The sequence below is a fragment of the Micromonospora kangleipakensis genome (assembly GCF_004217615.1).
Taxonomy (GTDB): Bacteria; Actinomycetota; Actinomycetes; order Mycobacteriales; family Micromonosporaceae; genus Micromonospora; species Micromonospora kangleipakensis.
In genome coordinates this window covers 1,755,829-1,782,496 of sequence record NZ_SHLD01000001.1, presented here as the reverse complement: position 1 = coordinate 1,782,496, position 26,668 = coordinate 1,755,829, and the positions used below count along the sequence as shown (strand labels likewise).

Genomic DNA, 26,668 nt, shown 5'->3' with positions numbered 1-26,668 from the left:
CCGATGTGCGGCTCCCGTCCAGCGTAGCCCTCCGCCGGATCAGCGGGCATGGCACGTCTCGCGGACCCCGGCGAAGAGGTCCGACTCGGGCAGCGGGCTGTCCACCAGCGAGCGGGCGAGCTGGTAGTCCTCGGTCGGCCAGGCGCGCTGCTGGAGTTCCATCGGGACGTGGAACCAGAAGCCGTCGGGGTCGATCTGGGTGGCGTGGGCGCGCAGGGCGTCGTCGCGGACCGGGAAGTATTCGGCGCACTCGACCCGGGTGGTGATCCGGGGGCCCTTGTCGGGACGGTCCTCCCAGCGCTTGAGCCACTCCTCGTACGGCGACTCGAGGCCCGCGGCGAGCATGCCCTCGTGCAGCGCCATGATCTTGCCCTTGGAGAAGCCGATGTCGTAGTAGAGCTTCAGCGGCTGCCACGGCTCGCCCAGCTCCGGGTGGCGGTCGGGGTCACCGGCGGCCTCGAAGGCGGCCACCGTCACCTTGTGGGTCATGATGTGGTCCGGGTGGGGGTAGCCACCCTCCTCGTCGTACGTGGTGACCACGTGCGGCCGGAACTGCCGCATCAGGCGCACCAGCGGCGCCGCCGCGCCCTCCACGTCCTGGAGGGCGAAGCACCCCTCCGGCAGCGGCGGCAGCGGGTCGCCCTCGGGCAGCCCGGAGTCGACGAACCCGAGCCAGGCCTGCTCGATGCCGAGGATCGCGCGGGCGGCGTCCATCTCGGCGCGGCGGATGTCGGCGATGTTCGCCCAGACGTCCGGTCGGTCCATCTTCGGGTTGAGCACGCTGCCCCGCTCACCGCCCGTACAGGTCACAACCAGGACGTCCACCCCTTCGGCGACGTATTTCGCCGTGGTCGCGGCGCCCTTGCTCGACTCGTCGTCGGGATGGGCGTGCACGGCCATGAGACGCAGCTGCTCTGCCACCTTCGGCACTCCTCGTCTGTGCCCGTCGGGCGACCCGACCCCGGGTCACCCGGCTGACCTGCCGGAATCTCCCCCGCGCCCGGAAAACCCCCGGTGCTGGCCTGTCCGCGTCACCGCCGACCTGCCATCCTTGGGTCAGCGCCGGGCTGGGAAGATGGACTCTGCCATTCTTGCCGATGCCGCCGACAACAACGCCAGGAGATACCCGCCGGTGAGCGAGACGCACGCCACAATCACTCCGGGCTCGCCGGTCTTCCCGGCCGGCCGGTACGGCCGCCGCCGCGAACCGGGACGCCGGCGCCCGCTGCTTCCGGCGCTGCTGGCGGTCGTCCTGCTGGCGACCCTCGGCCTGGCCGCCACCAAGCTCTACCGCCAGTACGGCGATCCCCGGTACGACGCCCAGGTGATCACCTACACGGAGATCACCGACTCCCAGGTGGTGGTCGACTTCCGGGTCACCGTGCCGGCGGGCGGCTCGGCGACCTGTGTGCTCCGGGCCCGCTCCTCCGACGGCGCCGAGGTGGGGCGCGAGGAGGTCACGGTGACCGCGCAGCCGGGTGAACGCCAGGTCGACGCCCGGCACCGGCTGGCCACCAGCGCCCGGCCGTTCATCGGCGAGGTGCTGCGCTGCCGCCCGGCCGCCTGACCGCGTCCGGCCGGCCCGGCCGAACCGCGCCCACGGCCGGTCCGGCGGCCGGCACCCGGGGTGATCGGCGACACCCTGACGTGTCCCGCACTGGTAACTTGGTAGTTCACCTGTCAGCCAGTCCGCACCAACAAGGAGGACCGCCTGTGTCCACGAATGGCAACGAGGCGCCCGCCACCTGGCTGTCCCAGGACGCGTACGACCGCCTCCAGGCCGAGCTCGACGAGCACATCGCGAACCGGCCGGTGATCGCCGCCGAGATCAACGCGCGGCGCGAGGAGGGCGACCTCCGGGAGAACGGCGGCTACCACGCCGCCCGCGAGGAGCAGGGCAAGGCGGAGGGGCGCATCCTCTACCTGAAGGAGCTGCTCCGCACCGCCAAGGTCGGTGGGGCCCCGAGCGCCGACGCGGTGGCGCCCGGCATGGTCGTGACGATCTTCTTCGACGACGACACCGACGACACCGAGACGTTCCTGCTCGGCTCGCGGGAGATCTCGTCCAGCACCGACCTGACCGTCTACAGTCCCGAGTCCGCCCTCGGCAAGGCGATCCTGGGCGGCCGCGAGGGCCAGACCTGCACCTACACGGCCCCGAGCGGCGCCGACATCAAGGTGACCGTGGTCAAGTTCGAGCCCTTCTCCGGCTGACCGCCGCACCCGGACCCGCGCCGGCAGGCCCGGGCCCGACCCCGACCGGGGCTGACAGGCCGGTCGGACCCGACTGCCGCACCGCCCCGGCCGTACCCGGCCGGGGCGTTCGCGTCTGCGGCGCCCGGATCCACCAACCCGGCGGCCGGTGGCGCGGGGCGTCACGCCTCGGCGGCGAAGACCACCTGGTAGCCGCTGGCCCGCAGCGCGCTGATCAGCGTGTCGGAGTGCTCCACGCCCCGGGTCTCCACCGAGAGCGCCACCTCCACCTCGCCGAGGCGCAGGTGCGGGTTGGCCCGCTGGTGCTCCACGTCGACCACATTGGCCCGGTGCTCGGCGATCTCGCTGAGCAGCGAGGCGAGCTGGCCCGGCCGGTCCGAGCAGCGCACGGTGAACCGCAGGTACCGGCCGGCCGCCGCGAGGCCGTGCTCGATCACCCGCAGCATCAGCAGCGGGTCGATGTTGCCGCCGGAGAGCACGGCCACCACCGGCGCCTCCACCTCGACCACGCCGGCCAGCAACGCGGCCACGCCGACCGCGCCGGCCGGCTCCACCACCTGCTTGCCGCGCTCCAGCAGCATCAGCAGCGCCCGGGAGATGTCCTCCTCGGAGACCGTGACGATCTCGTCGACCAGCTTGCGGACGTGGGTGAAGGTCAGCTCGCCGGGCCGGCCGACCGCGATCCCGTCGGCGATCGTCGAGAACGACGGCAGCCGCACCGGCTCGCCGGCCCTCAGCGAGGGCGGGAAGGCGGCGGCCGTCGCGGCCTGCACCCCGATCACCCGTACGTCCGGACGCAGCGCCTTGGCCGCCACCGCGATGCCGGAGATCAGCCCGCCACCGCCGACCCCGGTGACGATGGTCTTCACGTCCGGGCACTGTTCGAGGATCTCCAGCGCCACCGTGCCCTGCCCGGCGATGACGTCCGGGTGGTCGAACGGGTGGATCAGCACCGCCCCGGTCCGCTCGGCGAAGGTCTGCGCCGCGACCAGCGACTCGTCCACCGTGTTGCCGACCAGCTCGATCTTGGCGCCGTACCCCTTCGTGGCGGCCACCTTCGGCAGCGGCGCGTTCACCGGCATGAAGACGGTGGCGTGGGTGCCGACCAGGCCGGCGGCGAGCGCCACCCCCTGCGCGTGGTTGCCGGCGCTGGCGGCGACCACGCCGCGTTCCCGCTCTTCGGCCGAGAGCCGGGAGATCCGCACGTACGCGCCGCGCACCTTGTACGACCCGGCGCGCTGCACGTTCTCGCACTTCAGCCACGCCGGCCCGCCGAGCGCGGCGCTGAGCGGCCGGGAGGGCTCCAGCGGGGTGGTGCGGGTGACGCCGGCGAGCAGTTCCCGCGCGGCCTGTACGTCGGCGAGACCGACCAGTTCCGTCATGCCCCGATCGTGCCACCAGCCGCTCCCGGCGCCGGTGGCGACACCGGGTTCCCGTCGGCGGAGACCGGCTGCGACGGCTCGGTCACCGGCTCGCCGGCCGGTCCGGGCCCGGCCGGGGCGGCGAGCCAGGCCGGGGCGCCCGGCCAGGCGGTGGTGCCGCGGGCGATCCGCGCCTGCTGGGCGGCGGAGATCCGCAGGATCAGCGCGATCAGCGACGCGCCTGCGACCAGGCAGGCCAGTGCCGGGACCAGGTTCCGCAGCGCCGCCTCCTGGTAGTGGTCGGCGTAGCGCTGGAAGTCCTGCGGGGTGCGCGGCTCGGGCAGCAGCAGTTGGCTCTTCGCGGTGTCGAGGCTGGTGAACACATCCGCGACGCTGAAGACCAGCCAGCCCGCCCACCAGAGAGCCACCAGCCCCCGGGTGCGGCCGAGGCTATCCCGGGCGATGTCGGCCATCACCTTGCAGGGGATCACGAGGCTGGCGAAGGGCACCCACCAGCCGGTGATCGCCCAGTGGGCGTTGAGATGCGGCCGGACACCGGGGAAGGCGTCGGTGTTCTTCCGGGCCCGGAACATCCAGATCATGACCAGTACCGCGGTGGTCAGGTAGACCAGCAGGTACGGCACGTTGAGGAGGCCCTCCAGCACCGTGGCGCTCCGGATCGGCTCCGCGTCGTCGGTCGTCCCGGCCCGCCGGGCCAGCACCGCGTCCACGGCCGGGAAGAGCGCCAGCAGCACGTACAGCAGCGTGGTCAGGCCCAGGCCGATCGCCGCGGCCAGCCCGAGCCCGCGTACGCCATAGGTGGCGATCCCCGGTGACAGGGCCGGACCGTCGAGCGGCGTAGCGCAGCGCTGGCAGTCGTCGAAGGCCGGGGACGTCTCGTCCCCGCAGGTCTGGCACCGCATCATGTCCCCCGGGTACGCGTCAAGGTGCGCACACGCTAGTCGATCATGCGGCGGCCGGCGACCCCGTCCCCACCCGCGGGTAGCCCGGGGCGTGCCGCTGCCACGGGGCCTGCATCTCGAACTGGCCGGCGACACCGAGCAGCAGCAGCTCCGAACCGGGCGGGCCGACCAGCTGCACGGCGACGGGCAGCCCGTCCGGTCGCCGGCCGACCGGCACCACGATGGCGGGCAGGCCGGCGATGTTCCACGGGGCGGCGTACGGGGCGTACCGGATGTTGGCCTTCATGTTCGCCATCCAGGAGCGGCCCGACCAGCCGGCGGCCTCCGGCGGCGGGCCGGCCAGCGCCGGGGTGAGCAGCAGGTCGATCGAGTGGTCGCCGAAGAAGCTCACCGAGCGCTCCCGCCAGGCGGCCCGGTCGGCCTCCCGGACGTACCCGCGCCGCTGCGCCCACTCGCCGAGTGCGACGTGCCGGCGGCTGCGCCGCTGGAGGTCCCGCCGCTCCACCCCGGCGGCCTGCACGTCGGCGGCCGCCGCGGCGAACCAGGTGGCGATCCCCTTGAGGCCGAGCGCGGTCGGGTAGACCGGGTCGGCCGGCACGGTGTCGTGCCCGGCGGCGGCGAGCAGCCGGCCTGCGGCGGCGACCGCGTCCCGGTTGGGCGCGTCCGGCGAGACGCCGCGGACCGGCGAGCGCAGCGAGACGCCGACCCGCAGGCGCGACGGCGGGACCAGCTTGTCGGGGCGGCGGCCGGCCAGCACCGAGAAGCCGACCACCGCGTCGGCGACCGTGCCGGTCAGCACGCCGTGCTCGGCGAGGCCGAACCAGTCGTCCGCGCCGAGCTGGTAGGGGATCACGCCGCGGCCGGGCTTGAGCCCGACCAGCCCGCAGCAGGCCGCCGGGATGCGGATCGAGCCGAGGCCGTCGTTGCCGTGCGCCATCGGCACCAGGCCCGCGGCGACCGCGGCGGCCGCGCCGCCGGAGGAGCCGCCGGGGGTACGCCGCGGGTCCCACGGGTTGCGGGTCACCCCGGTCTCGTCGTCGGTGAGCGCCCAGAGGCCGAGTTCCGGCATCCGGGTCACCCCGAGGATCACCGCCCCCGCGCCGCGCAGCCGCCGGACCACCTCGTGGTCGGCCTCCGCCACGCTGGTCCGCACCGCGGCCGACCCGTTCCAGGTGGGCAGGCCGGCGACCGGGGTGTTCTCCTTGACCGCGACCGGCACCCCGGCCAGCGGGAGGTTCGCCAGGTCCTCCTGCTCGTCGACCTTCTCCGCCTCGGTGACCGCCTCCCCGCCGCGTACCGTGCGGAACGCGGCGAGGTCGGCGTCGGCCCGGGCGATGTGGTCCAGGTGGTCGGCGACGACCTGGGTGGCGGAGACGTCGCCCCGGCGTACGCCCCGGGCGATCTGCTTGGCGGTCGCCCCCACCCAGGTCGGCATGATGTCCTGCACGGCCACCCTCCCCAGCGGTCAGCCCAGCGCCTGCTCCAGATCGGCGAGCAGGTCGTCGACCGTCTCGATGCCGACAGACAGTCGCACGAGATCGCCGGGAACTTCAAGCGGCGAGCCGGCAGCACTTGCGTGTGTCATCCGGCCCGGGTGCTCGATCAGGGATTCCACGCCGCCGAGCGACTCGGCGAGCACGAAGAGCTTCGCCCGGTTGCAGATCTCCACCGCGTGCTCCTCGCCGCCCGCGGCGCGGAACGAGATCATGCCGCCGAACCGGCTCATCTGCTTGGCGGCCACCTCGTGGCCCGGGTGCGACGGCAGGCCCGGGTAGATGACCTGGCCGACCTTCGCGTGCCCGTCCAGGTACGCGGCGATCCGCTCGGCGTTGTCGCAGTGCCGGTCCATCCGTACGCCGAGGGTCTTGATGCCGCGCAGGGTGAGCCAGGCGTCGAACGGGCCGTTGATCGCGCCCATCGCGTTCTGGTGGTAGCGCAGCCCGTCGCCGAGCCCGGCGTCGGCGGCGATCAGCGCGCCACCGACCACGTCGGAGTGGCCGCCGATGTACTTCGTGGTGGAGTGGACCACCACGTCCGCGCCGTGCGCGATCGGCTGCTGCAGGTACGGCGAGGCGAAGGTGTTGTCGACCACCAGCAGCGCGTTGGCGTCGTGCGCGACGGCGGCCAGGGTGGCGATGTCGGCGATGCCGAGCAACGGGTTGGTCGGCGTCTCCACCCAGATGATCCGGGTGGTGCCGGGGCGGATCGCGGCCCGCACCGCGTCCGGGTCGGAGACCCGGGCCGGCGTGAAGTCCAGTCCCCAGCGCTCGGCGACCTTGGCGAAGAGCCGGTACGTGCCGCCGTACGCGTCGTCCGGGATCACCACGTGGTCGCCCGGCTTGCAGACGGTGCGCAGCAGGGCGTCCTCGGCGGCCAGGCCGCTGGCGAAGGCGAGCCCGACGGGCCCGCCCTCCAGCGCGGCCAGGCACTCCTGGAGGGCGTCGCGGGTGGGGTTGCCGGAACGGCTGTATTCGTAGCCCTGACGGGGCGCCCCGACGGCGTCCTGGGCGTACGTGCTGGTCTGGTAGATCGGTGGGATCACCGCGCCGGTGCGGGCCTCCGGGTCCTGGCCGGCGTGGATGGCGAGCGTCTCAAAGCCGTGACTCATTCCCGAGACGTTAGTCCGCCCATGCGCCGGCCCGGGCGGAACCCGCCGGGCGCGACGTCGCCGGTCGCCCGCGCGGTCCGTCGCGGTCGCTGCAAACCCGATGACGCAGCTGACTCACCCCGCCACGCAACCGACGCCGGCCAGGGCCCCGGACTGAAGCATCACCCTGATTCATTCTCGTCATCAGCTTCGTAGCGCAGCACGAGCTCACCCCGGCCCACCGCCACGGCCGCGCCCGGAGGGCGGCCGCACGGTGCCGGTAATAGCCTGGCGCGATGAGCGGGTGCGTGTTCTGCGGGATCGTGGCGGGCGAGGTGCCCGCGTTCACCGTCGCGGACGAGCCGGACGGGGTGGCGTTCCTGGACACCCGGCCGGTGTTCAAGGGGCACGTGCTGGTGGTGCCGCGGGTCCACCTGGTCACCCTGACCGACCTGCCGGCGGAGGCGCTGGCCGGCTACTTCGGCCTCGTGCAGCGGTTGGCCCTGGCGGTGGAGACCGGTCTGGGGGCCGGTGGGACGTTCGTGGCGATGAACAACAAGGTTTCCCAGTCGGTGCCGCACCTGCACGCCCACGTGGTGCCCCGGGCCAAGGGGGACGGCCTGCGCGGCTTCTTCTGGCCCCGGACCCGCTACACCGACGACCCGGAGGCCCGGGAGTACGCCGGCCGGATCGCCGCCGCCGTCACCGGACATCGGGTCGGCTAGGGACAGCGTGACGGACTCCTGACGTCCGGTGATCGGCGGCAGGGCGGGTAAGGAAGCGGGGCCCGGTGGTGTTACAGGCTGGCAGAGGTACGAGAGGAGTCCCACCGTGTTCCTTCGCCGCATGAAGGCCGAGCTGCCCACCCCCGACCAGGCCCTGCCGGGCCGCCCGATCGCGATGCCGATCGGTGACCGGCACGAGGTGCTCCCGTCCTCGCTGAAGGGCCCGTTCCCCGAGGGCTCGCAGGTCACCGTCTTCGGAATGGGCTGTTTCTGGGGCGCCGAGCGACTGTTCTGGACCCTGCCCGGTGTGATCACCACGTCGGCCGGTTACGCGGGTGGCGTCACCCCGAACCCGACCTACGAGGAGGTCTGCTCGGGGATGACCGGGCACGTCGAGGCGGTCCAGGTGGTCTACGACCCCACCAAGATCAGCTACGAGGACCTGCTCAAGGTCTTCTGGGAGAACCACGACCCGACGCAGGGCATGCGCCAGGGCAACGACGTCGGTACGCAGTACCGGTCGGCGATCTACACCACCACCGAGGACCAGCTCGCCACCGCGCAGGCGTCCCGGGACGCGTTCGCGCCGATCGTGGCGCGGGCCGGCAAGGGTGAGATCACCACGGAGATCGCCCCGCTCGGCGACTACTACTTCGCCGAGGACTACCACCAGCAGTACCTGGCGCCCACGAAGAACCCGAACGGGTACTGCAACCACGGCCCCAACGGGCTGAGCTGCCCGGTCGGCGTGGCGCGTACCGCCGGCTGACCGACCTGATGTCCGTTTCCGGGCCTGCGGTGTTTGTCACACCGTGGGCCCGGTCCGATTCGGGCATCACGCCGACCCGGGACAGGATTCCCGGCACCCGCAAGCGGCCCGGCGAAGGGCGCGCGCACCTTAGCAAACGTGTAATGCAGGGGCATCAGCTCAACGGGCGAACCCCGGCAGCCTCTGGCAGCATGGCGTGGCATGTGCGGACTGGCTGGGGAGTTCCGTCGTGACGGCTCGCGTGCCGACGTCGCGGCGGTGGAGCGGATGGCGGCCACGATGAGTGACCGGGGACCGGACGACAGCGGGGTCTGGTCCCAGGGCCCGACGGCCCTCGGCCACCGCCGCCTGAAGATCATCGACCTCTCCGCGGCGAGCGGCCAGCCGCTGGTCGACGCCGCCTCGGGCCTGACCGGCGTCTTCAACGGCTGCATCTACAACTACCGCGAGCTGCACCAGGAGTTGCAGGCCAAGGGCCACCGCTTCTTCTCCGCCGGTGACAGCGAGGTCGTGATCAAGGCGTACGCCGAGTGGGGGCTCGACTTCGTCGACCACCTGATCGGCATGTTCGCCGTCGCGATCAGCGAGCGGGACACCGGCCGCCTCGTCCTGGCCCGGGACCGGCTCGGCATCAAGCCGCTCTACCTGGCCGAGACGCCCGGCGTGGTGCGCTTCGCCAGCACCCTGCCGGCGCTGCTGGCCGGGGGCGGGATCGACACCTCGATCGACCCGGTGGCGCTCGCCCACTACCTGAGCCTCCACAGCATCGTGCCGCCGCCGCGGACCATCCTGCGCGGCGTCGCCAAGCTGCCCCCGGCCACCGTCCGCGTCTACGAGCCCGACGGCTCCACCCGCGAGCGGGTCTACTGGGACCCGGCGTTCACCCGCGCCGCCGAGCGCGCCGACTGGTCCGAGCGGGACTGGCAGGACGCGCTGCGGGAGTCGCTGACCACCGCGGTGCGCCGCCGGATGGTCGCCGACGTGCCGGTCGGCGTGCTGCTCTCCGGCGGGCTCGACTCCAGCCTGGTGGTCGCCCTGCTCGCCGGCGAGGGGCAGTCCGGGCTCGCCACCTTCTCCATCGGGTTCGAGTCCGTCGGCGGCCGGGAGGGCGACGAGTTCGCCTACTCCGACCTGGTCGCGAAGACCTTCGGCACCGACCACCACCAGATCAAGGTGCCCACCGGCGACCTGCTGCCGCCGCTGGAGGCCGCCGTCGCGGCCATGAGCGAACCGATGGTCAGCCACGACTGCGTGGCGTTCTGGCTGCTCAGCCAGGAGGTCGCCCAGCACGTCAAGGTGGTCCAGTCCGGCCAGGGCGCGGACGAGATCCTGGGCGGCTACCACTGGTACCCGCCGCTCGCCGGCGTCGACCGGGAGCAGGCGCTGGAGACGTACGCGAAGGCGTTCTTCGACCGGGACGCGGCCGGGCTGGCGCGGGTGCTCAACCCGGCGTGGCTCGCCGACGGCGACCCGGCGCGGGAGTTCGTCGCCGGGCACCTGGGCCGGCCGGGCGCGCAGACCGCGGTCGACGCCGGCCTGCGGATCGACACCCAGGTCATGCTGACCGACGACCCGGTGAAGCGGGTCGACAACATGACGATGGCGCACGGGCTGGAGGCCCGGGTGCCCTTCCTCGACCACGAGTTCGTGGAGCTGGCGGCGAGCTGCCCGCCGGAGCTGAAGCTGGCCCAGGGCGGCAAGGGCGTACTGAAGGAGATCGGCCGCCGGGTCCTCCCGCACGAGGTGATCGACCGGCCCAAGGGCTACTTCCCGGTGCCGGGCCTCACCCACCTCGAGGGCAAGCTCCTCGACCGGGTACGCGACGCGCTCTCCGCGCCCGAGGCCCGCCGCCGCGACCTGTTCCGCGCCGACTACGTCGACGCGCTGCTGGCCGACCCGAACGCCGAACTGACCCCGTTGAACGGAAACAAGCTGTGGCAACTGGGACTCCTGGAAATGTGGCTCCAGAGCCACGGAATCGACTGACCGTGACCGACACCCTCGCCACCGGCACGGCGCGTACCGACCGGGAACGGGTGCTCGGCCGCCGCCGCGAGCGGACCGGTCCGGGCGGCGACCCGGTCGCCCCGGGCGCACCCGAGCCCACGCGGCAGCCCACCGACCCGGCGGGCGTGGTCCTGGACTGCGGCTGGGGCCGGCTGGTCTTCGGCCAGACCTTCGCCGACCAGGTTGATGTCGCCGACGTGCTGCGCTCCGAGGCGGTTGGCGCCCGGGACATCTGCATCTACCTGCGCGACCCGCACGTGCTGGTCTCCCGGCTGCCGGACGAGCTCTTCATCGACCCCTCGCTGACCTACCGGCTGCCGCTGGGCGACCGGCGGCCGGCCGCCACCGACTCCGGCGGGGAGATCCCGGGCCTGGTGATCCGTCCGCTGCGCGACGCCGCGGACGCCGACGCGGTGAACCGGATCTACGCCCGCAACGGCATGGTCACCGCGCCGGTCGAGGTGCTGGTCGAGAACGCCGGCACCGACCGGTTCCTGCACCTGATCGCCGAGGCGCCCACCGGCGAGATCGTCGGCACCATCACCGGCGTCGACCACGTGGCGGTCTTCGCCGACCCGGAGAACGGCGCCAGCCTCTGGTGCCTGACGGTGGACTTCAACCACGCGCCGCCCGGCACCGGCCAGGCGCTGCTGTCGGAGCTGGCCGACCGGCTCGACGAGCGGGGGCGGGCCTTCGTGGACCTCTCGGTGCTCGCCGAGAACTCGGGGGCGATCCGGCTCTACGAGCGGCTCGGCTTCCACCGCACCGGCACGCTCTGCGTGAAGCGGAAGAACCCGATCAACGAGCGGCTCTTCCTGCCCGCCACCCCGGAGGGGTACGACGAGCTCAACCCGTACGCGAAGATCGTCGCGGACGAGGCGATGCGGCGCGGCATCCGGGTGGAGGTCACCGACCCGCGCTGGGGCGAGCTGAAGCTGACCAACGGTGGCCGGGCCATCCACACCCGGGAGTCGCTCTCCGAGCTGACCTCGGCGGTGGCGATGAGCCGCTGCGACGACAAGCGGGTCACCCGGCGGATCCTCACCGAGGCCGGGCTGTCGGTGCCGCGCGGCCGGACCGCCACCGGCGAGCCGGACGACCTGGCCTTCCTGGCGGACGTCGGCCCGGTGGTGGTCAAGCCGGCCCGCGGCGAGCAGGGCAACGGCATCACCGTCGGCGTCCGGACCGCCGAGGCGCTCACCGCCGCGGTGGAGCTGGCCCGGCGGTTCTGCCCGGACGTGCTGATCGAGGAGCTGCGCGACGGTGCGGACCTGCGGGTGATCGTCATCGACCACGAGGTGGTGGCCGCCGCGGTCCGCCGCCCCGCCCAGATCACCGGGGACGGGGTGCACGACGTCACCGAGCTGATCGAGCGGCACAGCCGGCGCCGGGCCGCCGCCACCGGCGGCGAATCCCGCATTCCGATCGACGGCATGACCCGCGAGGTGGTGGCGGCGGCCGGCCACCGGATGCACGACGTGCTCCCCGAGGGCCAGGTGCTCGCGGTACGCCGGACCGCCAACCTGCACACCGGCGGCACCATCCACGACGTCACCGCCGAGCTGCACCCGGCCATCGCCGAGGCGTGCGTGGCGGCCAGCCGGGCGCTGGACATCCCGGTCACCGGGCTGGACCTGCTGGTGCCCACCCCGGACCGGCCGGAGCACGTCTTCATCGAGGCGAACGAGCGGCCCGGCCTGGCCAACCACGAGCCGCAGCCGACCGCCGAGCGCTTCGTGGACCTGCTCTTCCCCGGTACCCGGGCGCCGCAGCGGCTCTGGTCGCCGGCCGGGGCGGGGGGTGCCGCGTGAGTCCGAAACCGCTGGAGCTCGACCTCGACTACCTCCGCCAGGTGCTGGTGGAGCTGCTGGAGATCCCCAGTCCGTCGGGGCGTACCGACCACATCCAGCAGTACGTCGGCGAGCGGCTCTCCGCGTTCGGCGTCTCCTCCACGCTGACCCGGCGCGGCGCGCTGAGCGCCAGCCTGCCCGGCCCGCGGGAGACCGGCGCCGACCGGGCGGTCGTGGTGCACACCGACACGATCGGCGGCATGGTGAAGCGGCTGAAGGAGAACGGCCGGCTGGAGCTGAAGACCATCGGCACGCACAGCTCCCGGTTCGCGGAGGGCGCCCACCTGCGGATCTTCACCGACGACCTGGACCGGGTGATCACCGGCCAGGTGCTCCCGCTGAAGGCGAGCGGGCACCGCTACAACGACGACGTCGACCTGCAGGGCGTCGGCTGGGAGCACGTCGAGGTGCGGGTCGACGAGCCGGTCGAGGACATCGCCGGGCTGCGGGCGCTCGGCATCGACGCCGGCGACTTCGTCGCGTTCCTGCCCAACCCGATGATCACCCCCAGCGGGTACGTGAAGTCCCGACACCTGGACGACAAGGCGGGCGTGGCGGCGGTGCTCACCGCGTTCAAGGCGATGGTCGACGCGGGGATCACCCCGGCGGTCACCGCGCACCTGCTGGTCACGGTCACCGAGGAGATCGGCCACGGGGCCAGCCACGGCCTGGACCCGGACGTCGCGGAGATCGTCTCGGTGGACGCCGCGGTGGTCGCCCCCGGGCAGCAGTCGCGGGAGGACGCGGCGACCCTGGCGATGGGCGACGGGGTGGGCCCGTTCGACTACCACCTGACCCGGAACCTGGCCGCCATCGCCAAGGAGCACGGCGTCGACCTGGTCCGGGACGTCTTCGACTACTACCGCTCGGACGTGGCGGCGGCGGTCGAGGCGGGCGCGCACGCCCGGGTGGCGCTGCTCGGCTTCGGCGTCGACGCCACTCACGGCCACGAGCGCACCCACCTCGACGGGCTGCGCCACCTCACCCAGATGCTCTGCCTCTACCTCCAGAGCGACCTGGTTTTTCCCGAGTGGGACGCCGAGCCGGAGGGCGACCTGGCCGACTTCCCGTCGCTGGCCGTCCAGCCGGCGTCCGAGGAGGGCCCCCGCGAGGGCCCAATCGGCGTCGCCGAACCGGCCTCGCAGGGCCCGGCGTAAGCCCACCCGGGGCTACGAAGCTGATGTCGTGGATGAATCACCCCGGCGGCCCGGGCGCTAATCCATTCACGTCATCAGCTTCGTAGCGACCCGCCGCACCCGCCGTCAGCGGAACTGGGCGAAGAAGGCGCGCAGATCGGCGGCGAAGGCGTACGGCTCGTCCATCGCCACGAAGTGGCTGCCCGGGTTCCCCTCCGGCCAGTGCGTGATCCGGTTGTGCCGCTCCGCGAGCCGGCGGATCCCGGGGGTGCCGGAGTACACGCCGGTCGGAACCAGGTTTTGCCCCTGCGGCCAGGCGAAGGCGGTGTTGTCGTACATGAACCAGGACGACGAGCCGGAGGTGCCGGTGAACCACCAGAGGCTCACGTTTGTCAGCAGCAGATCGCGGTCGATCGCCTTCTCCGGGATGTCCACCGTCCAGGTGAACTCCTTGAACTTGTGGATCATCCAAGCAAGCAGCCCGACCGGGGAGTCCTGCCACGCGTAGCTGAACGTCTGCGGGGCGGCCCGCAGCAGGCCGTGGTGGTCCACCCCGACGCCGGCCCACTCCCGCATCTGGTGGTAGAACGCCCGCTCGGGTTCGGTCAGCTCCGGCAGGTCCGCCTCGGTGGGCATGCCGAGCCCGCCGGTGACGTACGCGCCGACCACCCGCTCCGGCGCGGCCCGGGCCACCTCCGGTGCGACGTACGCCCCGAGATCGCCGCCCTGGACGCCGTACCGGTCGTACCCGAGCCGGCGCATCAGCTCGGCGAACATCCGCCCGACCCGAGCGACGGAGAAACCGGCCTCCGCCGGCGGGGCGGAGAACCCGAAGCCGGGCACCGACGGCACCACCACGTGGAACGCCTGCCCGGGGTCGCCACCGTGGGCGCGCGGATCGGTGAGCGGCCCGATCAGCTCGGCGAACTCGACGAACGAGTTCGGCCAGCCGTGGGTGAGCAGCAGCGGCAGCGCGTCCGGTTCCGTCGAGCGGACGTGCAGGAAGTGCACGTCGAGGCCGTCGATCTCGGTGACGAACTGCGGGAACGCGTTCAACCGCGCCTCCTGTGCCCGCCAGTCGTACCCGGTGCGCCAGTGCCCGGCCAGCTCGCGCAGGTGGTCGACCGGCACGCCGCGCTGCCAGTCCTGGCCGGGGAGCTGGCGCGGCCACCGGGTGGCGTCCAGCCGGCGGTGCAGGTCCGCCAGGTCGAACTCGGGGACGTCGATGCGGAAGTTCCTGATCTCGTCGGTCATGCTGAGGACGGTAACCACGATCTAGGTCAGTTCCCGTCCTCGTTCCCTGGCATGCTGGAAATCGTGACGGACACCCCCGGTCGACTACTCCGACTGCTCTCGCTGCTCCAGACCCCGCGCGAGTGGCCCGGCAGCGAACTGGCCGAGCGCCTGGCGGTCAGCCCTCGCACCATCCGCCGGGACGTCGACCGGCTGCGCGACCTCGGCTACCCGGTGGCGGCCAGCCTCGGCGTGACCGGCGGCTACCGGCTGGTCGCCGGGGCCGCCCTGCCACCGCTGCTGCTCGACGACGAGGAGGCGGTGGCCGTCGCGGTCGGCCTGCGGACCGCCGCCCGGCAGGCAGTGACCGGGATCGAGGAGGCCGCGCTGCGGGCGCTGACCAAGCTCGACCAGGTGCTGCCGTCCCGGCTGCGGTACCGGGTCCGCAACCTCACCGCGGCCACCGTGCCGATGGCGCCGATCGGTGCGCCCGATCCCGTCGACCCCGACCTGCTCACCACGCTCGCCGCCGCGATCACCGGCCGGCAGCGGGTCCGGTTCGGCTACCGGAGCCACGACGGCACCGGGAGCCGCCGGCACGTGGACCCGTACCGGCTGGTCGCCGCCGGGCACCGCTGGTACCTGGTCGGGTACGACAACGACCGCGACGACTGGCGGATCTACCGGGTGGACCGGCTCGCCGACGCCGCCGCCACCGGGGTCCGCGCCGTGCCCAGGGACCTGCCGGCCGCGGACGCGGCCGCGTACGTGCACGAGAAGTTGTACGCGCTCGCGCCCACGTACCGGGCGGTGGCCACCCTGCACGCCCCGGTCGCCGAGGTACGGGGCCGGGTCGGCGACGGCGAGCTGACGCCGGTCGACGAGCGGACCTGCCGGCTCGTCTCGCACGTCGACACCCTGGACTGGCTCGCGTTCCGGCTCACCACGCTCGGCAGTGAGGTCGAGGTGCACGAGCCCCCCGAACTCCGCAACCACCTGCGCGACCTCGCGGGCCGGGCGCTGCGGGCGTCCACCGGACATTCCCGGCCGGGCCTGTGATCGAAATCCGTTGCCGGGGCCGCCGGAGAGTCGATAGCGTGGCGGTACACGGGAAAGGAGGTGGTCCAGACTTGTATAGCAATCGGACTCGTGAGGTGGCTGTCCGCTAGCCGCTGTCCTCGACAGTGAAATCTCGTCCGCCGCGAGGCGGGCAAAAATTGCACCATCGTCGAGACCGTGTGGCAGCGGTGCGGCGAAACCACGACAGCCACCCGACCCCCGGGGTGCCGGCCCAGTCCAGCCGGCCTGCGCGTGAGCGCGGAAGCCCCGGGGGTCGCTTCATGTCCGGCGTTGCCGGACCGGTCACTCAGCCGCCGGAGGTCAGGACCGTGTCGATGCGCGAGCTGGCGGTGCTCGGGACGGCCAGCCAGGCGCCCACCCGGTACCGCAACCACAACGGCTACCTGCTGCGCTGGGACGACGAGGTGCTCCTCTTCGACCCGGGCGAGGGCAGCCAGCGGCAGATGCTGCACACCGGGATCTCCGCCACCGACCTCACCCGGATCTGCGTCACCCACTTCCACGGCGACCACTGCCTGGGGCTGCCCGGCATGATCCAGCGGCTCTCCCTGGACCGGGTGCCGCACCCGGTGACCGTGCACTTCCCGGCCGGCGGCGCCGAGTACTTCGCCCGGCTGCGCCACGCCAGCTCCTTCTACGAGACCGCCGAGCTGCGCGTCGAGCCGATCGACGCCGACGGGCAGCGGATCACGCTGGGCATCGGCACGCTGGAGGCCCGCCGGCTGCGGCACCCGATCGAGACGTACGGCTACCGGCTGGTCGAGCCGGACGGCTGCCGGATGCTGCCGGAAAAGCTGTCCGCGTACGGCATCGCGGGCCCGGCGGTCGGCGAGCTGCAGCGCGTCGGCCACCTCGACCTGGACGGGCGCCGCGTCACCCGGGACGAGGTGAGCGTGACCCGCCCGGGGCAGCGATTCGCCTTTGTGATGGACACCGGGCTCTGCGACGGGGTGTACGCCCTCGCCGAGCTCGCCGATCTGCTGGTCATCGAGTCGACCTTCCTGGATTCGGAGGCCGCGCTCGCCGCCGAGGTCGGCCACCTCACCGCGGCGCAGGCCGCCCGGGTGGCGGCCGAGTCGGGGGTACAAACGCTGCTGCTCACTCACTTCTCCCAGCGGTACGCCGACCCGCGCCGCTTCGCCGACGAGGCCCGCGAGCACTTCGACGGGGACCTGATCGTCGCCGAGGACCTGATGACCGTGCCGGTCCCGCCCCGGCGGGTAGCCTCGGCCGGATGACGGTCACCCTGCGCCCCGCCACCGAGGCCGACCTGATGCCGGTGGGCGCCCTGCACCAGCGGTCGCGGGTCGCGGCGTACTCGTCGTTCCTGCCGGCGGAGGCGCTGGCCGACCCGACGCCGGAGGCGATGGGGCGGTACTGGGTGGAGCGGTGGACCTGGGAGCGCGACGACCACCGGATGACCGTCGCGGAGCGGGACGGCCGGCTGGTCGGCTTCAGCTACCTGGGCCCCGACGACGAGGACGACCCGGCGACCGGCCTGCTCAACGCGATCCACCTGGAACCGGAGGAGCGCGGCCGGGGCAACGGTCGCGTGCTGATGGTCGACGCCCTGGCCGCCATGCGGGCGCGCGGCTGGTCCCGGGCGGTGCTCTGGGTGCTCCGGGAGAACACCCCCGCCCGCGCCTTCTACGAACGCGGCGGCTGGACGCCCACCGGCGCGCGGCGCGACGAGCACATCGGCGCCACCCTCGTCCCCCAACTGCGGTACGAACGCCCGCTCTGACCGCCTCAAGCGTCCCGACCGCCGTTCGCTCTCAGCGGATCGGGGCATGCCGGTCGATGCGACCGCGTTGCCGGATGCATGGACACGGATCACGGCGAGCGGGCGGAGGAGACCGCCCTGGACGCGTACTCCCGGGTGGTGACCGGCGTGGCGGCACGGGTGCTGCCCAGCGTCGCCGCCCTGTCGGTGCGGACCCCGCGCGGGGCCGGCGCCGGCTCGGCCGTCACCATCGACGGCGAGGGCCTGCTGTTGACCAGCGCCCACGTCGTGCAGGGTGCCGGCGGCGGCTCGGCCGCCTTCGGCGACGGCACCGAGACCCGGTTCCGGGTGGTCGGCGCCGACCCGCTGTCGGACCTGGCCGTGCTGCGGGCCGAGGAGCCGGCGGTGCCGCCGGTGGAGCTGGGCGACGCGGACGGCCTGCGGATCGGACAGCTCGTGGTGGCGGTCGGCAACCCGATGGGGTTGGCCGGCTCGGTCACCGCCGGGGTGGTCTCCGGGCTGGGCCGGTCGCTGCCGGCCCGGGACGGGCGGCTGGTCCGGCTGATCGAGGACGTCATCCAGACCGACGCCGCGCTCAACCCGGGCAACTCCGGCGGCGCGCTGGCCGACTCCGCCGGCCGGGTGGTCGGGGTGAACACCGCGGTCGCCGGGTACGGCCTCGGGCTGGCCGTACCGATCAACGCCACCACCCGGCAGATCATCGCCGACCTGACCACCGACGGTCGGGTCCGGCGGGCCTGGCTGGGTGTCGCCGGGGTGCCGGTGCCGCTCCCCCCGGAGCTCACCGAACGCACCGGGCAGCGGCGCGGCCTGCGGGTGGTCGAGGTCGTCCCGGGCAGCCCCGCCGGGGTGGCCGGGCTCTACCTGGGGGACGTCATCGTCTCGGCCGGCGGCCGGTCGGTGCAGGACGGCCAGGGCCTGCAACGGCTGATGCTCGGCCCGGCCATCGGCGCCCGCCTCCCGGTCACCGTGCTGCGCAAGGGCGCCTTCGTCGACGTGGTCGCCGTCCCCACCGAACTGGGCCGCTGACGACGACAGGGCCGCTCCCCAGCGGGAGCGGCCCTGTCGACCTGGGTCAGCGGGCGCCGAGGTGGGCGAGGAGGTCCTGGCGGGTGAGCACGCCCTTGGGCTTGCCGTCGACCAGCACCAGCGCCGCGTCGGACTTCTCCAGCAGGCCGACCGCCTCGCTCACCGGCTGGCCGCCGCCGATCATCGGCAGCGGCTCGGCCATGTGCCGCTCGATCATGTCGTGCAGGTGCGCCTGGCCGGTGAAGAGCGCGTCGAGCAGGTCCTTCTCGGCGATCGAGCCGGCCACCTCGCCGGTCACCACCGGCGGCTCGGCCTTGAGCACCGGAAGCTGGGAGACGCCGTACTCGCGCATGTAGTCGATGGCGTCGCGGACCGTCTCGGTCGGGTGCACGTGCACCAGCTCGGGCAGGCCGCCCGGCTTGCCGGCGAGGGCGTCGGCGACGGTCGGCTCGGTGCCCGAGTTGTCCAGGAAACCGTACCGGGCCATCCACTTGTCGTTGAAGATCTTCGACAGGTAGCCCTTACCGCTGTCCGGCAGCAGTACCACGATCACGTCGTCCGGGCCGGCCTTGCGGGCCACCTCCAGCGCCGCCACCACGGCCATCCCGCAGGAGCCGCCGACCAGCAGCCCCTCCTCGCGGGCCAGCCGCCGGGTCATCTCGAAGGACTCCTTGTCGGAGACCTCCACGATCTCGTCGGCCACACCCCGGTCGTACGTCTCCGGCCAGAAGTCCTCACCGACGCCCTCGACCAGGTACGGCCGGCCGGTGCCGCCGGAGTAGACCGAGCCCTCCGGGTCGGCGCCGATGACCTTCACCCGGCCCTCGGAGGCCTCCTTGAGGTAGCGGCCGATGCCGGAGATGGTGCCGCCGGTGCCGACGCCCGCGACGAAGTGGGTGATCTCCCCCTCCGTCTGCTTCCACAGCTCCGGGCCGGTGGTCTCGTAGTGCGAGCGCGGGTTGGCCGGGTTGCTGTACTGGTCGGGCTTCCAGGCGCCGGGGATCTCCCGGGCCAGCCGGTCGGAGACGTTGTAGTAGGAGCGCGGGTCCTCCGGCGCGACGGCGGTCGGGCAGACCACCACCTCGGCGCCGTACGCGCGCAGCACGTCCTGCTTGTCCTGGCTGACCTTGTCCGGGCAGACGAAGACGCACTTGTAGCCCTTGAGCTGGGCCACCAGGGCCAGCCCGACGCCGGTGTTGCCACTGGTCGGCTCGACGATGGTGCCGCCGGGCCCGAGGATGCCCGCGGCCTCGGCGTCCTCCACCATCCGCAGCGCGATCCGGTCCTTCACCGAACCGCCCGGGTTGAGGTACTCCACCTTCGCCAGCACGGTCGCCTGGATGCCCTCGGTGACGTTGCGTAGCCGTACCAGCGGGGTGTTGCCGATCAGCTCGACGACGTTGTCGTAGTACTGCACCTCGTTGTGCCCTTCGTTGCGGCGCCGGCGACGGCGGCCGGGCAGACGTATTTCTCGACGCCCAGGGTACGTGCCGTCAGGGCGTCACATGTCCGGGGATGACGGAGCTGCGACGTGCCTCCCATTCCAGGAAGCGCTCGGTCTCCGACAGCACGCTGCCGGCCAGCCAGGTGACCATCACCGCGTCGTCCACCAGCCCGAAGACGGTCAGGAACAGCTCCGGGACCACGTCGACCGGGGAGACCACGTACGCCGTCGCCGCCGTCATCATCGCCAGTCGCAGACCGCCGTCGTACTCCCCCCGGGCGGTCGCCCTGATCATCCGGGGCAGCGCGGCCAGCCGCTCGCCCAGCGACGGCCCGCCCCGCGAGCCCGCCATGAGTGCCCGCGCCAGCGCGGTGAACGCCGCGCTCCGCTTCAACGTCTTCCCCATCGTCTGAGCCCCTTTCCGCTCGACCAGCGTGCCTCCCGGGCGCAAGCCCGCTCCGCCCGCCGACCGGACCGTCGGTCGGCGGCCCTGCCGGAACAGGTACCCAGAACGGTCGGCTCCCAGCCGCGAACCAGCCGTCGCGCGGAGAGCGGGGTGTCGGGCCAGCGCGATAATGTCGCCTCATGGGGGACGCTGGTTCCGTCGTACCGACCGGCTGGCAGCGCGCCCGGCGGATCGCCCGGGTGGCGGCGATCGGCACGGGCGCCACGGTGGCGGCCACCGTCGCGACGGGTGGGGTGCTGCTCGGCCAGGCCCGTCAGGCCCGGCGGACCATCCCGATGGCCGAGGCTCCCCCGCCGCGCTGCGACGGGACGTACGGCGCGAAGTTCCCCGGCCCGCCGATGACCATGGTGATCCTCGGCGACTCCTCCGCCGCCGGCTACGGCGTGCACCGCCGCCGGGAGACCCCCGGCGCGCTGCTGGCCACCGGGCTGTCCCGCCGGCTGCACCGGCCGGTGCGGCTGCACCGGTACGCGGTGGTCGGCTCCCTCTCGGCCGGGCTCAAGCCGCAGGTCGAGTCGGCCCTGGAGGTCGAACCGGACATCGCGGTGATCCTGATCGGCGGCAACGACGTCACCAACCGGACCCCGCCGGCGCTGGCCGTGCGCTACCTGGTCGACGCGGTCCGCACGCTGCAGGAGGCCGGCTGCGAGGTGGTCGTCGGCACCTGCCCCGACCTGGGCGCGATCCGGCCCATCCAGCCGCCGCTGCGCTGGCTGGCCCGGCGCTGGAGCCGGCAGCTGGCCGCCGCCCAGACGGTGGCGGTGGTCGAGGCGGGCGGCTGGACGGTCTCCCTGGGCGACATGCTGGGTCCCCGGTTCGCCGCCGAGCCGGCCCGGATGTTCGCCTGGGACCGGTTCCACCCGTCCGCCGAGGGGTACGCGGTGGCCGCGGCGGCGCTCCTGCCCACCGTGCTCTCCGCGCTCGGCGCGGGCCAGGAACGCCGGGCGGCGGTCGCCCGGGGCGAAGGCGTACGGTCGCTGCCGGAGGCGGCCCACGAGGCGGCCCGGCACGCCGGCACCGAGGTCAGCGGCGTCCAGGTCCGGGGCCGCGACCGGGGGCCGGGCGGCCGCTGGGCGCAGCTGCGGCGGCGGGCCTTCTTCGGCGTCGGCGCGGTGCCGCAACCCGGCCCCGCCGCCGACTCACCCACACTGGAGGGACTGGCATGAGCGAGCTGACCGGCACGGGTGCCGTCGACCGCAGGGAGGTGACGGCATGACCGAGCACCACGAGCTCGCGTTCCGGCTGGGTCGGGCCGCGGCGCTCTCGCTCGTCGCCGGCACGGTGGGCGGGGCCGCCGTCCTCGCCGGCCAGGCCATCGCCGCCCGTAACCGCCGGTACGCCCAGCCGGAGCTGGGCCTCGCCCTGCGCGCCACGGTCGGCCGCGCGGGCGCGCCACCGCTGCGCCTGGTGCTGCTCGGCGACTCCTCGGCGCTCGGCGTCGGGGTGGAACGCTTCGAGGAGACCGTCGGCGGGCAGCTGGCCCACCTGCTCGCCGAGGGCCCGACCGGCTGGCAGGTGCACCTCTCCAGCGTCGGCGTCGCCGGCTCCCGCTCGACGGACCTGGCCACCCAGGTGGCCCGGGCGCTGCTGGGCGAGCGCCCCGACGTGGCGTTGATCCTGGTCGGCGCCAACGACGCCACCACGATGACCCGGCCGGCCGACGCGGCGGCCTACCTCGCCGCGGCGGTGCGCCGGCTGCGCGAGGCGCACGTCGAGGTGGTCGTGGGCACCTGCCCCGACCTCGGCGCGGTCCGCGCGGTGGCCTCCCCGCTGCGGCAGGTGCTCGGCTGGTCCGGGCGGCGGGTCGCCCGGACCCAGACGACGGCCGTGCTGGACGCGGGCGGCAGCGTGGTCGACCTGGCCACCGAGACCGGGCCCGTGTTCCGGGCCGACGCGGGAACGCTCTGCCACGACGGCTACCACCCCTCCGCCGACGGCTACCGGGTCTGGGCGCACGCCCTCCTGCCGGCCGTCTCCGCCGCCGCGGCGGTCGCCTCCCGCCACCACTGACCGCCCCGGCGGGGGTGACATTTCCCGCCGGGCGGGCTTCTTCCGCGTCAAGTTACTCGCGGGTTAACGTTGGTTCATGCCGATTGAGTCGTCCCGCGACGCCGTCATCGTCGCCACCGCCCGGTCCCCCATCGGCCGCGCGTTCAAGGGTTCGCTCCGTGACGTCCGCTCGGACGACCTCGCCGCGACCATCGTCCAGGCCGCCCTGGCCAAGGTTCCCGGGCTCGACCCGGCCGAGATCGACGACCTCTACCTGGGCTGCGGCCTACCCGGCGGCGAGCAGGGCTTCAACATGGCCCGGGTGGTCGCCACCCTGATGGGCCTCGACGGCCTGCCGGGCGCCACCCTGACCCGCTACTGCGCCTCCTCGCTGCAGACCACCCGGATGGCGATGCACGCGATCCGAGCCGGCGAGGGCGACGTCTTCATCTCCGCCGGCGTCGAGATGGTCTCCCGGTACGCCCGGGGCAACTCCGACACCCTGCCGCCGGAGGCGCAGGCGCTGGTCGGCGGCGGTTGGGAGAACCCGCGCTTCGCGGCGGCCCACGAGCGGTCGAAGGCCCGCGCGCAGGGTGGCGCCGAGGTGTGGACCGACCCGCGGGAGGACGGCCAGCTCCCCGACATCTACCTGACCATGGGGCAGACCGCGGAGAACCTCGCCCAGGTGTACGACGTCACCCGCGAGGACATGGACGCCTTCGGCGTCCGCAGCCAGAACCTGGCCGAGAAGGCGATCGCCGACGGCTTCTGGGCCCGTGAGATCACCCCGGTCACCACGCCGGACGGCACCGTCGTCAGCGGCGACGACGGGCCGCGCCCCGGGGTGACCCTGGAGGCGGTCTCCGGCCTGAAGCCGGTCTTCCGCCCGGACGGCCGGATCACCGCCGGCAACTGCTGCCCGCTCAACGACGGCGCCGCCGCCGTGGTGATCATGAGCGCCCAGCGGGCGCAGGACCTCGGGCTCACCCCGCTGGCCCGGATCGTGTCGACCGGCGTCACCGCGCTGTCGCCGGAGATCATGGGCCTGGGCCCGGTCGAGGCCTCCAAGCAGGCCCTGAAGCGGGCCGGGATGACCATCGACGACGTCGACCTGGTCGAGATCAACGAGGCGTTCGCCGCCCAGGTGATCCCCTCCTACCGGCAGCTCGGCATCCCCGAGGAGAAGCTGAACGTGATGGGCGGCGCGATCGCCGTCGGGCACCCGTTCGGCATGACCGGCGCCCGGATCACCGGCACCCTGCTCAACGCCCTGGAGTGGCACGACAAGACCATCGGTCTGGAGACCATGTGCGTCGGTGGCGGCCAGGGCATGGCGATGGTGCTCGAACGGCTGTGCTGAGGCCCGATTCGGCGCTCCCGTGTCCGGGTACCGATCCCTCATGGCGACGGTGGTGGAACGGGAGCGCAAGTACTCCGCGGACGAGGGATTCCGGCTGCCGGACCTGACGGGGTGCGGTGGCGTCACGACCACGTCGGACGCCACCGCCTTCGACCTCGACGCGGTCTACCTGGACACCGCCGACCTCCGGCTGGCCCGCGGCGGGTTCGCGCTGCGCCGGCGTACCGGCGGGCACGACGCGGGCTGGCACCTGAAGGTCGGCTCGGCCGGCGGCGACCGGACCGAGTACCAGTTCCCCGCCGGGGCGGACGACGACGCCCCGCCGGCGGAGCTGGTCGCGCTCTTCCGGGCCGCGTCCCGGGGGCAGCCGGTGGCCCCGGCGGCGCGAATCACCACCCGACGGATCGAGCGCCGGCTGCTCGACGGGCGGGGCCGGGTGCTGGCCGAGGTCGCCGAGGACACCGTCGAGGGACGTGACCTGGTCACCGGCGAGCGGCAGGCCTGGCGGGAGATCGAGGTCGAACTGGTCGACGGCGACGACGCGCTGCTCGACGCGGTGGACGACCGGCTGCGCGCGGCCGGCGCCCGCCCGGTGCCGGTCTCCAAGTCGCACCGGGCGCTGGCCACCCGGCTCGCCGTCCCGGCGACCGCCCCCGAACCCGGCGCCGCGCCCGTCCTCGACTACGCCCTCGCCCAACGCGACGTGCTGATCGCCAACCACCCCGGCGCGATCGGCGGCGTCGAGGACGCGGTGCACGACATGCGGGTCGCCGTCCGCCGGCTGCGGTCCACCCTGCGGACCTTCCGCGGGCTGTGGGACCGCCGGGAGAGCGAGTGGGTGCGGGCCGAGCTGCGCTGGCTCGGCGCCCAGCTCGGGCCGGTCCGTGACACCCAGGTGATGGCGGCCCGGCTCACCGACGCGGTCCACGCCGAACCCGCCGACCTGGTGCTCGGCCCGGTCGCGGCGCGGATCTCCGCCCGGTTCGCCGCCGACCTGGCAACCGCCCTGGACGAGCTGCGCGCGGCGCTCGGCTCCGACCGGTACACCGGCCTGCTGGCCCGGCTGGACGCGCTGCTGGAGGGGCCGACCGCGCGGACGGTCGACGCGCGGTGGGTCGCCCGGCGGGTCCGCCGGGCGGTGACCCGGGCGGACGACCGGCTGGACCAAGCCCTCGCCGGCGACCACCCGACCGGCGCGGCCGAGGACGTCGCGCTGCACGAGGCGCGGAAGGCGGACAAGACGGCCCGGTACGCCGTCGAGGTCCGCGAGCCGGCGGTCGGGAAGCCGGCCGGCAGGCTGGTGGACCGGCTCAAGGACCTGCAGGACCTGCTCGGCACGCACCAGGACTCGGTGGTCACCCGCGAGGTGCTGCGGCGGCAGGCGCTGCGCGCGTACGCCGACGGCGAGAACACCTTCACGTACGGCATCCTGCATGCGCGGCAGGCCGCGGCGGCCGGCCGGGACGTGCGGGCCGCCGCCCGGGCCCGCGACCGGGCCCGGCGGCGGAAGGTGCGGCGCTGGCTCAAGCGCTGAGCCGCCGCGCGCGTCGCGCCGCCGTCAGAGCGCCGAGCGGGTCGCGGTGACCGCCTCGGCGGCCCGGGTGAGCACCGCCTCCGGCGGGCCGGCCGCCAGCAGATCGGCCGCGACCACCCGGAGCTGGTCGGGCAGCACCAGGTCGTTGGCCAACCGGGGTACGTCCCGCCGCGGCTCTCCCTCCGCGTCCGCCGCCAGGTTGGCGATCTCCTGCACCAGCTTGTGCACCAGGGCGGCCCGGGACACGTTGCCGCCCTCGGCCGCCGCCGACCACCGGGGCTGCTGCCAGTGACCGACCTGACGGACCAGCAGCTCCACCGCCCGGTCCAACTCCGCTGCGCTCATCGCCGCCGAGTCTACGAGGGGCCGCGGGTCACCGGCGCAGGTAGCTGAGCAGGCGCAGGATCTGCCAGTACAGGAAGATCAACCCGACCAGCAGGCCGAACGCGCAGAACCAGGCGTACCGGCGGGGCAGGCCGGCGCGGACCGATCGCTCGACCAGGTCGAAGTCGAGGATGAAGCTGAACGCCCCGGCGATGATCGCCACCCCGGAGATGACGTACGGCAGCCAGCCGACCTCGGCGGTGAGGCTGTACGCCTCCAGCCCCTGCCGGCCGGTGAGCAGGTAGGCCACCAGGTTGACCAGGCTGAGCGCGACGATGCCGAGCAGCGCCCCGACGACCAGCCGGGCCAGCCGCGGGGTGGCCCGGATCAGCCGGGCCCGGTAGAGCAGTGCCATGCCAAGGAAGACGCCGAACGTGCCGACCACCGCCTGCACCACGATGCCGGGGTAGATCAGTTCGAAGGCCCGGCTGGCCACGCCGAGCAGCAGGCCCTGGAGCACCGCGTACGCCGCGATGGGCAGCGGGTTGGTGATCTGCTTCAGCGAGATGACCAGCACCAGCACCAGCCCGGCGAGCGCGCTCCCGGCCAGCGCCGCCGGGAGCCACACCGCCTGCGGGAACACCACCCAGGCGACCGCCGCGGTGACGCCGGTGAGCAGCAGCAGGCCGGTCGTCCGGGTGACCACGTCGTCCACGGTCATCGCCTCGGCGGCACCGACCCCGAGCACCTGGCGTTCGGTCCGGCCGACGTCGTCCAGTCGGGTCAGCACCGGATTGGCACTCCGCACCGCGACCTCCTCGCCGACGTACCCCCGGGTCCCACTCTGCCCCGGGCGGCCCGGCGGCGGCGGGAAAACGACGGCGCCCGCCGCC

General features: G+C 73.7%; 25 protein-coding genes. 15 read left to right on the top strand and 10 right to left on the bottom strand.

Annotation, left to right across the window (positions count from 1 at the left end; translation table 11 throughout):
* Positions 1 to 39: 39 nt before the first annotated feature.
* The gene (gene mca, locus EV384_RS08700) at positions 40 to 921 is read right to left on the bottom strand and encodes a mycothiol conjugate amidase Mca (RefSeq protein ID WP_130331801.1); all 882 of its coding nucleotides are present in this window, start codon (positions 919 to 921) and stop codon (positions 40 to 42) included.
* 211 nt (positions 922 to 1,132) lie between these two features.
* On the opposite strand from mca, the gene EV384_RS08695 reads away from it, so the two are divergent.
* The gene (locus EV384_RS08695; RefSeq protein WP_130331799.1) at positions 1,133 to 1,567 is read left to right on the top strand and encodes a DUF4307 domain-containing protein; all 435 of its coding nucleotides are present in this window, start codon (positions 1,133 to 1,135) and stop codon (positions 1,565 to 1,567) included.
* Positions 1,568 to 1,713: 146 nt separating this feature from the next.
* Entirely contained in the window at positions 1,714 to 2,214 is a 501-nt protein-coding gene (greA, locus tag EV384_RS08690; RefSeq protein WP_130331797.1) for a transcription elongation factor GreA, read from the top strand.
* Positions 2,215 to 2,375: 161 nt separating this feature from the next.
* Here the strand turns inward: greA and ilvA are convergent, their stop codons facing one another.
* The 4 genes from ilvA to EV384_RS08670 are packed head-to-tail and all read right to left on the bottom strand — an operon-like array spanning position 2,376 to position 7,106.
* On the bottom strand, positions 2,376 to 3,596 hold the full coding sequence (gene ilvA / locus EV384_RS08685; RefSeq protein ID WP_130331795.1) for a threonine ammonia-lyase: 1,221 nt from the start codon (positions 3,594 to 3,596) through the stop codon (positions 2,376 to 2,378).
* A complete protein-coding gene (locus EV384_RS08680) occupies positions 3,593 to 4,501 on the bottom strand; it encodes a DUF4328 domain-containing protein (protein WP_130331793.1) in 909 nt (302 codons plus the stop codon). The genes ilvA and EV384_RS08680 overlap by 4 nt, the downstream gene beginning before the upstream one ends.
* Positions 4,502 to 4,541: 40 nt before the next feature.
* A complete protein-coding gene (locus tag EV384_RS08675; RefSeq protein ID WP_130331790.1) occupies positions 4,542 to 5,951 on the bottom strand; it encodes an amidase in 1,410 nt (469 codons plus the stop codon).
* 12 nt (positions 5,952 to 5,963) lie between these two features.
* Positions 5,964 to 7,106: a cystathionine gamma-synthase gene (locus tag EV384_RS08670; protein ID WP_130331788.1), complete on the bottom strand. Its 1,143-nt coding sequence runs from the start codon at positions 7,104 to 7,106 to the stop codon at positions 5,964 to 5,966.
* A gap of 275 nt (positions 7,107 to 7,381) precedes the next feature.
* Between EV384_RS08670 and EV384_RS08665 the strand changes: the two genes are divergently transcribed.
* The 5 genes from EV384_RS08665 to EV384_RS08645 all read left to right on the top strand — a co-directional run bounded on the left by EV384_RS08665 (position 7,382) and on the right by EV384_RS08645 (position 13,593).
* Positions 7,382 to 7,810: an HIT family protein gene (locus EV384_RS08665; protein ID WP_130331786.1), complete on the top strand. Its 429-nt coding sequence runs from the start codon at positions 7,382 to 7,384 to the stop codon at positions 7,808 to 7,810.
* Between the two features lie 106 nt (positions 7,811 to 7,916).
* Positions 7,917 to 8,579 (top strand): peptide-methionine (S)-S-oxide reductase MsrA, encoded by a 663-nt coding sequence (msrA, locus tag EV384_RS08660; RefSeq protein WP_130331784.1) that lies wholly within the window; start codon positions 7,917 to 7,919, stop codon positions 8,577 to 8,579.
* A gap of 201 nt (positions 8,580 to 8,780) precedes the next feature.
* The gene (locus tag EV384_RS08655) at positions 8,781 to 10,565 is read left to right on the top strand and encodes an N-acetylglutaminylglutamine amidotransferase (RefSeq protein ID WP_130331782.1); all 1,785 of its coding nucleotides are present in this window, start codon (positions 8,781 to 8,783) and stop codon (positions 10,563 to 10,565) included.
* 2 nt (positions 10,566 to 10,567) lie between these two features.
* On the top strand, positions 10,568 to 12,397 hold the full coding sequence (ngg, locus tag EV384_RS08650; protein ID WP_130331780.1) for an N-acetylglutaminylglutamine synthetase: 1,830 nt from the start codon (positions 10,568 to 10,570) through the stop codon (positions 12,395 to 12,397).
* On the top strand, positions 12,394 to 13,593 hold the full coding sequence (locus EV384_RS08645) for an osmoprotectant NAGGN system M42 family peptidase (protein WP_130331778.1): 1,200 nt from the start codon (positions 12,394 to 12,396) through the stop codon (positions 13,591 to 13,593). The genes ngg and EV384_RS08645 overlap by 4 nt, the downstream gene beginning before the upstream one ends.
* A gap of 105 nt (positions 13,594 to 13,698) precedes the next feature.
* Here the strand turns inward: EV384_RS08645 and EV384_RS08640 are convergent, their stop codons facing one another.
* Entirely contained in the window at positions 13,699 to 14,826 is a 1,128-nt protein-coding gene (locus EV384_RS08640) for an epoxide hydrolase family protein (protein WP_130331776.1), read from the bottom strand.
* Between the two features lie 63 nt (positions 14,827 to 14,889).
* Between EV384_RS08640 and EV384_RS08635 the strand changes: the two genes are divergently transcribed.
* The 4 genes from EV384_RS08635 (at position 14,890) to EV384_RS08620 (ending at position 18,658) form a co-directional block, all read left to right on the top strand.
* Positions 14,890 to 15,864 (top strand): helix-turn-helix transcriptional regulator, encoded by a 975-nt coding sequence (locus EV384_RS08635; RefSeq protein ID WP_207232267.1) that lies wholly within the window; start codon positions 14,890 to 14,892, stop codon positions 15,862 to 15,864.
* Positions 15,865 to 16,193: 329 nt separating this feature from the next.
* Positions 16,194 to 17,123: a ribonuclease Z gene (locus EV384_RS08630; RefSeq protein WP_130331772.1), complete on the top strand. Its 930-nt coding sequence runs from the start codon at positions 16,194 to 16,196 to the stop codon at positions 17,121 to 17,123.
* Positions 17,120 to 17,629: a GNAT family N-acetyltransferase gene (locus EV384_RS08625; RefSeq protein ID WP_130331770.1), complete on the top strand. Its 510-nt coding sequence runs from the start codon at positions 17,120 to 17,122 to the stop codon at positions 17,627 to 17,629. The genes EV384_RS08630 and EV384_RS08625 overlap by 4 nt, the downstream gene beginning before the upstream one ends.
* A gap of 78 nt (positions 17,630 to 17,707) precedes the next feature.
* Positions 17,708 to 18,658: a S1C family serine protease gene (locus EV384_RS08620; RefSeq protein WP_130331768.1), complete on the top strand. Its 951-nt coding sequence runs from the start codon at positions 17,708 to 17,710 to the stop codon at positions 18,656 to 18,658.
* Positions 18,659 to 18,704: 46 nt separating this feature from the next.
* Here the strand turns inward: EV384_RS08620 and EV384_RS08615 are convergent, their stop codons facing one another.
* The gene (locus EV384_RS08615) at positions 18,705 to 20,075 is read right to left on the bottom strand and encodes a cystathionine beta-synthase (protein ID WP_130331766.1); all 1,371 of its coding nucleotides are present in this window, start codon (positions 20,073 to 20,075) and stop codon (positions 18,705 to 18,707) included.
* Positions 20,076 to 20,151: 76 nt separating this feature from the next.
* Positions 20,152 to 20,508 (bottom strand): YkvA family protein, encoded by a 357-nt coding sequence (locus EV384_RS08610; protein WP_130331764.1) that lies wholly within the window; start codon positions 20,506 to 20,508, stop codon positions 20,152 to 20,154.
* A 179-nt stretch (positions 20,509 to 20,687) separates the two neighbouring features.
* On the opposite strand from EV384_RS08610, the gene EV384_RS08605 reads away from it, so the two are divergent.
* From EV384_RS08605 to EV384_RS08590, 4 genes are all read left to right on the top strand, one after another.
* On the top strand, positions 20,688 to 21,734 hold the full coding sequence (locus EV384_RS08605; protein ID WP_130331762.1) for an SGNH/GDSL hydrolase family protein: 1,047 nt from the start codon (positions 20,688 to 20,690) through the stop codon (positions 21,732 to 21,734).
* 46 nt (positions 21,735 to 21,780) lie between these two features.
* Complete coding sequence (locus tag EV384_RS08600; RefSeq protein WP_130331760.1) at positions 21,781 to 22,578, top strand: SGNH/GDSL hydrolase family protein; 798 nt, start codon at positions 21,781 to 21,783, stop codon at positions 22,576 to 22,578.
* 76 nt (positions 22,579 to 22,654) lie between these two features.
* On the top strand, positions 22,655 to 23,917 hold the full coding sequence (locus EV384_RS08595; protein WP_130331758.1) for an acetyl-CoA C-acetyltransferase: 1,263 nt from the start codon (positions 22,655 to 22,657) through the stop codon (positions 23,915 to 23,917).
* A gap of 40 nt (positions 23,918 to 23,957) precedes the next feature.
* Positions 23,958 to 25,451: a CYTH and CHAD domain-containing protein gene (locus EV384_RS08590; RefSeq protein WP_130331756.1), complete on the top strand. Its 1,494-nt coding sequence runs from the start codon at positions 23,958 to 23,960 to the stop codon at positions 25,449 to 25,451.
* Positions 25,452 to 25,475: 24 nt separating this feature from the next.
* On the opposite strand, the gene EV384_RS08585 is transcribed toward EV384_RS08590, so the two are convergent.
* Together EV384_RS08585 and EV384_RS08580 are read right to left on the bottom strand one after the other, a co-directional pair.
* Entirely contained in the window at positions 25,476 to 25,796 is a 321-nt protein-coding gene (locus EV384_RS08585; RefSeq protein ID WP_130331754.1) for a hypothetical protein, read from the bottom strand.
* A gap of 28 nt (positions 25,797 to 25,824) precedes the next feature.
* Positions 25,825 to 26,583: a Bax inhibitor-1/YccA family protein gene (locus tag EV384_RS08580; RefSeq protein WP_130331752.1), complete on the bottom strand. Its 759-nt coding sequence runs from the start codon at positions 26,581 to 26,583 to the stop codon at positions 25,825 to 25,827.
* Between the last annotated feature and the right edge of the window lie 85 nt (positions 26,584 to 26,668).

Excerpts from the sequence above, each read along its gene's own strand:
- ilvA (WP_130331795.1), bottom strand. The coding sequence starts at position 3,596 with ATGACGGAACTGGTCGGTCTCGCCGACGTACAGGCCGCGCGGGAACTG.
- EV384_RS08680 (WP_130331793.1), bottom strand. The coding sequence starts at position 4,501 with ATGATGCGGTGCCAGACCTGCGGGGACGAGACGTCCCCGGCCTTCGAC.
- EV384_RS08670 (WP_130331788.1), bottom strand. The coding sequence starts at position 7,106 with ATGAGTCACGGCTTTGAGACGCTCGCCATCCACGCCGGCCAGGACCCG.
- EV384_RS08665 (WP_130331786.1), top strand. The coding sequence starts at position 7,382 with ATGAGCGGGTGCGTGTTCTGCGGGATCGTGGCGGGCGAGGTGCCCGCG.
- EV384_RS08655 (WP_130331782.1), top strand. The coding sequence starts at position 8,781 with ATGTGCGGACTGGCTGGGGAGTTCCGTCGTGACGGCTCGCGTGCCGAC.
- EV384_RS08640 (WP_130331776.1), bottom strand. The coding sequence starts at position 14,826 with ATGACCGACGAGATCAGGAACTTCCGCATCGACGTCCCCGAGTTCGAC.
- EV384_RS08625 (WP_130331770.1), top strand. The coding sequence starts at position 17,120 with ATGACGGTCACCCTGCGCCCCGCCACCGAGGCCGACCTGATGCCGGTG.
- EV384_RS08620 (WP_130331768.1), top strand. The coding sequence starts at position 17,708 with ATGGACACGGATCACGGCGAGCGGGCGGAGGAGACCGCCCTGGACGCG.
- EV384_RS08610 (WP_130331764.1), bottom strand. The coding sequence starts at position 20,508 with ATGGGGAAGACGTTGAAGCGGAGCGCGGCGTTCACCGCGCTGGCGCGG.
- EV384_RS08605 (WP_130331762.1), top strand. The coding sequence starts at position 20,688 with ATGGGGGACGCTGGTTCCGTCGTACCGACCGGCTGGCAGCGCGCCCGG.
- EV384_RS08600 (WP_130331760.1), top strand. The coding sequence starts at position 21,781 with ATGACCGAGCACCACGAGCTCGCGTTCCGGCTGGGTCGGGCCGCGGCG.
- EV384_RS08595 (WP_130331758.1), top strand. The coding sequence starts at position 22,655 with ATGCCGATTGAGTCGTCCCGCGACGCCGTCATCGTCGCCACCGCCCGG.
- EV384_RS08590 (WP_130331756.1), top strand. The coding sequence starts at position 23,958 with ATGGCGACGGTGGTGGAACGGGAGCGCAAGTACTCCGCGGACGAGGGA.
- EV384_RS08585 (WP_130331754.1), bottom strand. The coding sequence starts at position 25,796 with ATGAGCGCAGCGGAGTTGGACCGGGCGGTGGAGCTGCTGGTCCGTCAG.